The sequence below is a fragment of the Kitasatospora sp. NPDC054795 genome, assembly GCF_053611565.1.
This window is the reverse complement of sequence record NZ_JBSHAP010000263.1, coordinates 1-4,233: the sequence shown is the minus strand read 5'-3', so window position 1 is coordinate 4,233 and position 4,233 is coordinate 1. Positions and strand designations below refer to the sequence as shown.

The 4,233-nt window shown below is 72.0% G+C and carries 4 protein-coding genes, 1 rRNA gene and 1 pseudogene; 3 read left to right on the top strand and 3 right to left on the bottom strand.

Going from position 1 to position 4,233, the window contains the following annotated elements; translation table 11 throughout:
- A 5S ribosomal RNA gene (rrf, locus tag ACWGJO_RS41205) occupies positions 1 to 69 on the top strand; the annotation flags it as partial.
- A 184-nt stretch (positions 70 to 253) separates the two neighbouring features.
- On the opposite strand, the gene ACWGJO_RS41200 is transcribed toward rrf, so the two are convergent.
- The 3 genes from ACWGJO_RS41200 to ACWGJO_RS41190 all read right to left on the bottom strand — a co-directional run bounded on the left by ACWGJO_RS41200 (position 254) and on the right by ACWGJO_RS41190 (position 3,193).
- Positions 254 to 1,540, bottom strand: coding sequence for a hypothetical protein (locus ACWGJO_RS41200; protein ID WP_452190910.1), 1,287 nt, complete (start codon positions 1,538 to 1,540; stop codon positions 254 to 256).
- 234 nt (positions 1,541 to 1,774) lie between these two features.
- Complete coding sequence (locus ACWGJO_RS41195) at positions 1,775 to 2,545, bottom strand: lysophospholipid acyltransferase family protein (protein ID WP_359915562.1); 771 nt, start codon at positions 2,543 to 2,545, stop codon at positions 1,775 to 1,777.
- Positions 2,546 to 2,767: 222 nt separating this feature from the next.
- Positions 2,768 to 3,193 carry a DUF4395 domain-containing protein gene (locus ACWGJO_RS41190; protein ID WP_452190909.1) on the bottom strand — a complete coding sequence of 142 codons (426 nt, stop codon included), beginning with the start codon at positions 3,191 to 3,193 and terminating at the stop codon, positions 2,768 to 2,770.
- 318 nt (positions 3,194 to 3,511) lie between these two features.
- Between ACWGJO_RS41190 and ACWGJO_RS41185 the strand changes: the two genes are divergently transcribed.
- A complete protein-coding gene (locus ACWGJO_RS41185) occupies positions 3,512 to 3,838 on the top strand; it encodes a TlpA family protein disulfide reductase (RefSeq protein WP_452190908.1) in 327 nt (108 codons plus the stop codon).
- Between the two features lie 264 nt (positions 3,839 to 4,102).
- Positions 4,103 to 4,233, top strand: a pseudogene (locus ACWGJO_RS41180) (electron transfer flavoprotein subunit beta); the annotation flags it as partial.

Here is a 4,233-nt window from a genome sequence, read left to right as displayed (position 1 = left end):
GAAGCTAAGCCTTACAGCGCCGATGGTACTGCAGGGGGGACCCTGTGGGAGAGTAGGACGCCGCCGAACAATTCTTCAGAAGAACCCCCATCCGGATCCCGGATGGGGGTTCTTTGCATTTCCTGAACTGTGCGAGCTATTCGTCGGAGCCGGAGCCGGGTTCCGATCCCGTCCCGGGTCGTGCCTTCTCGGTGGGCTCCTGCCCTTGGGCCTGGGCCTGCTGCTGGTCATCCGGACGCGGCGTCCGGGAAGCCTATGGTGCCGGCGAAGGCTGACTCGACCCCTGATCCGACGGCGGCTCCGTCGCCGGAACCGACGGCTGATCCGTTGCCTGAGCCGGTTCGGCGGGAGCCACCGAGCTCTCCGCCGTCCCCCAGGCCGGGCGGCCGAGCCACTTGTCCGCGCTGTTGGTGAGACGGGCGACGCCCGTACCGTCCGGCCGCATGCTGTAGAGGTCGGCGCCGGCACCCGAGGGGGCCTGGGCGAAGACGATGGACTTGCCGTCGGGCGCGTAGGCGGCGGTGCCGTAGTAGGTGTCCGAGGGTGCGGGGGTGAGGGCGCCGATGGCGCTGCCGTCGGGGTGCACGGTGTAGATGCCCCCGCCGGGGGCGTTGTCGGGGCCGGCCGGATAGGTGGTGAAGAGGATCTGGGTGCCATCGGGGGACCAGTCCGCACGGTCGCCCGCGCGCAGTTCCCAGGGGGTGAGCTGGCGCAGCCCGGTGCCGTCCGCGCTGACGACGTAGATGGCGCGGCTGCCGGCGGGCTGCCCCGTGGCGCTGGTGCGGTACTCGAAGGTGAGCTGCTTCCCGTCGGGGGACCAGCTGGGGTTGCTGACGATGCCGGAGTAGGGCTTGTCGTTGGTGAGGAAGGTGAGCCGCTGGACGTCGGTGCCCTCGGGGCTCATCAGGTAGAGGTCCGAGTACTGGATCTGGCGGCTGCCGGTCGAGTCCTGGGCGCCCCAGGATCGGCTGAAGGCGACCTGCTTGCCGTCCGGGGAGAAGGCGGGAGCCCGTTCGTCCTCGTTGGCGCAGTCGGCGGTGCCGCTGTCGCAGAGCTGGTTGATCTGGTGTTCGGGGCCGCCGTTGGTGGGGACGGTCCAGAGCCGGGCGGCGCCGCTCTGCGGGTCGGTGCGGTCGAAGGCGATGGTGGTGCCGTCGGGGGACCAGTCCGGGCGGTCGTCGAGTGCGCGGGCCGGCGGCTTGGTGACCTGGTGTTGGCCGGTGCCGTCGGGGGAGAGGGTGATGATGGCGCTGCTGGTGCGGGCGGAGTCGGTGTAGGCGCGGCTGACGATCAGTCCGTTGTGCGCGGTGGCCGCGGGTGCTCCGACGGCCGCACCGACCACGCCGGGGGTTTCGGCCGGTCTCGCCTCGGGGGTGCTGGTGGGAGTCTCCGGCCGGATCTCGGAGAGCGGGATCTCCCCGGGTTCGGCTCCGCAGCCGGTGAGCAGGGTGCCCAGAAGCAGAAGGCCCGCACCGGCGCTCGCGCGGGTGCGGGCCCTGCCCGTGGGTGACTGCCGTGTGCCAGTGGTGATCCGTGCCATCTCCGCCTCCGAGCCTTTCGACCGTTCCGACGTGTGCCCCCGCCGCGGATTCAGGACGAAGGCCCCTGGAAGGAGCTGTCACTGTGTCAGACGGGTGGCGTCGGCGGTCGGGCGACACGCGACGGAGAGTTCCCGCTCGGTCGCACGGAGTAGGCGGAGGGCGGGGAGGCGGGGAGGCCGGCAGGAGGGGCGGAGAAGAGAGGGGAGAGGAGAGAAGAGGAGAAAGAGGAGCTGTCAGTCCCGGGCGGCGCGGCGCTCGGCCCGGGCGAGGGCCTCCGCCTCGTCCTCGGCCTCGGCGACCTCCAGGGTGGGGGCGGTGCCGCCGAGGTGGGCGGGCAGCCACCAGGTGTCGTCCTGGCCGGAGGGCTTGGCGGGGTACTCGCGCTGGGCCTGGTCGAGCATCTCGCTCATGGCGGCGCGCAGCCGTCGGGTGACCATCACGGGCTTGTCGTTCGGCCCGAGGTGGATCGGTTCGCCGATCATGATGGTGACCGGGACGTGCCGCTTGGTGAGGGTCTTCGGGCGGCCCTTGGTCCAGAGCTGCTGGGTGCCCCAGAGCACGACGGGCAGCAGCGGGGTGCCGGAGTCGGCTGCCATCCGGGCGGCGCCGGTCTTGAACTTCTTCAGCATGAAGGAGCGGCTGATGGTCGCCTCGGGGAACACCCCGACCACCTCGCCGGCCTTGAGGGCGCGCACGGCGGCCTCGTACGCGGGCTGCCCGTCGGTGCGGTCCACCGGGATGTGCTTCATGCCGCGCATCAGCGGGCCGGAGATCCGGTGCTTGAAGACGTCGTCCTTGGCCATGAACCGGGTCTTGCGCTTGCCGCCGCGGTACGCGCCGAGGCCTGCGAAGAGGAAGTCCAGGTAGCTGATGTGGTTGCTGACCAGTACCGCTCCCCCCCTGGCGGGGATGTGTTCGGCGCCCACGATCTTGATCCGCACGTCGAGCGCGCGGAAGGCGGTGAGTGCGGCGCCGATCACCGGCGGGTACACGAACTCTGCCACGGTCAGTCCTGACTTCCACGGGCCGGAGCCCGGTTCGGCGGGTACCCGCTCCGTTGTGCGGGCGGCGCCGACCGGAGCACGGCACTCCGCGGCGGTCACGGGTGATTCACGGAGATGATCCCCCGAACGAGTGCCCGCTGTCACCTGAGGCGTGCGGTCAAGCGAATTTTGGCGGTGTGATCTCCGTGATGAATTCGAACGGGAACTTTTCCGCCGCGCACATCACACGCCGGCGGTGAGTCGGCCCTGGGCGCGCCGGACCAGGGGGTAGAGCTCGCTGCCCACGCAGTAGCCGAACGCGGCGTTGGCGAAGGCGGCGGTGAGGGCGGCCGAGCAGGCCAGCGCACCGAGCCAGGTCACCTCGGCGCAGTAGCCGAGGGCGCCGACCGCGGTGAACACCATGAGGATGCCCTGGTCGAAGCGGAGCGGCCGCTCGTCCTCGGTCTCGGAGGGCGGTGCGAGCCGGGGGAGCACGAGCGCCTGGAACAGCCGGACGTACGGGGCCATGCGCAGGCCGCCGAAGGCACCGAGGGCCAGGACGAGCGTCTGGGCGGTCAGGAGGGGGCAGTTGCCGGTGCGCAGGACGACGGCCAGGACGATGGAGGTGAGCGCTGCGGCGAGGCGGGAGCCGCGGGGATCGGTCTGCAACGGTGGCTCCGGGGGTCGCGACGGGCGGCGGCAGCGGCGGGGCGTCGGCGGCGGGCGTCAGCGTCGTCGGTGGAAGACGGCCCGGGCCGTGGCGGTGACGCGGCGGCAGGCCGGCGGCGGCGTTGGGCGACAGTCGGAATCCACCGGCCGATCGTACGTGGCCGGGCCCCGGCGGTCGACCGTGTTTCGGGCGCGGAGGGCCCTGCCGCAGACTGGGGGATGACCTGGCCGCCGGTGTGTGTTGTGGTGCCTCGACGGTGGCCGGGACCGGCCCGCGGTGGGCCGGGCGTGGGATCGGGAGCGACGGGAGGCCGAGGGTTGAGCACCGAGGACGGGGCGGTACGGCTGTCGGAGGCCGAGTTGGGCGGGCCGCTCGGCGCGCGGGCGACGCTGGTGCAGTTCTCGACGGCCTTCTGCCAGCCGTGCCGGGCCACCCGGAGGGTGCTCTCCGAGGTGGCCGGGATGGTCGACGGGGTCGAGCACGTCGAGGTGGACGCGGAGGAGCGGCTGGAGCTGGTCCGCCGGCTGGAGGTCCGGCGGACGCCGACCGTCCTGGTGCTGGACGGGGAGGGCAGGGTGGTGCGGCGGGCGGCGGGGCAGCCGCGCAGGGCGGACGTGATCGCGGCGCTCGGGCGCGTGGTGTGAGCGTGGTGTGAGCAACCCGGCGGCAGTTGTTCCGCCCCGTCGGGTGGAGTCGGCTCCGGGCTGGGGCAGGATGGGCGCAGGCGGCGGGAGCGGCCGCACGGCATAAGCTACTGGCCAGTAGTGACCGCCGCACTACCGGCGAGTATGCTGCCAGGAAGTTCCGGACCGGCACGGGAATTCGCTGCCCGGAGCGGGTGCGTGCCGTGTTCGCGCCCGCTTGCACCGCCGCAGCCGCCGGACGAGACCAGTACAGGAGACAAGGCCGTGAGCTTGAGGATCGTTGTCTGTGTGAAGCACGTGCCGGACGCGACGGGTGACCGTCGTTTCGCGGACGACCACACCACCGACCGGGAGGGTGTGGACGGCCTCCTGTCGGAGCTGGACGAGTACGGCGT

Coding starts and splice junctions, on each gene's coding strand:
- ACWGJO_RS41200 (WP_452190910.1), bottom strand. CDS start 1,540: ATGGCACGGATCACCACTGGCACACGGCAGTCACCCACGGGCAGGGCC.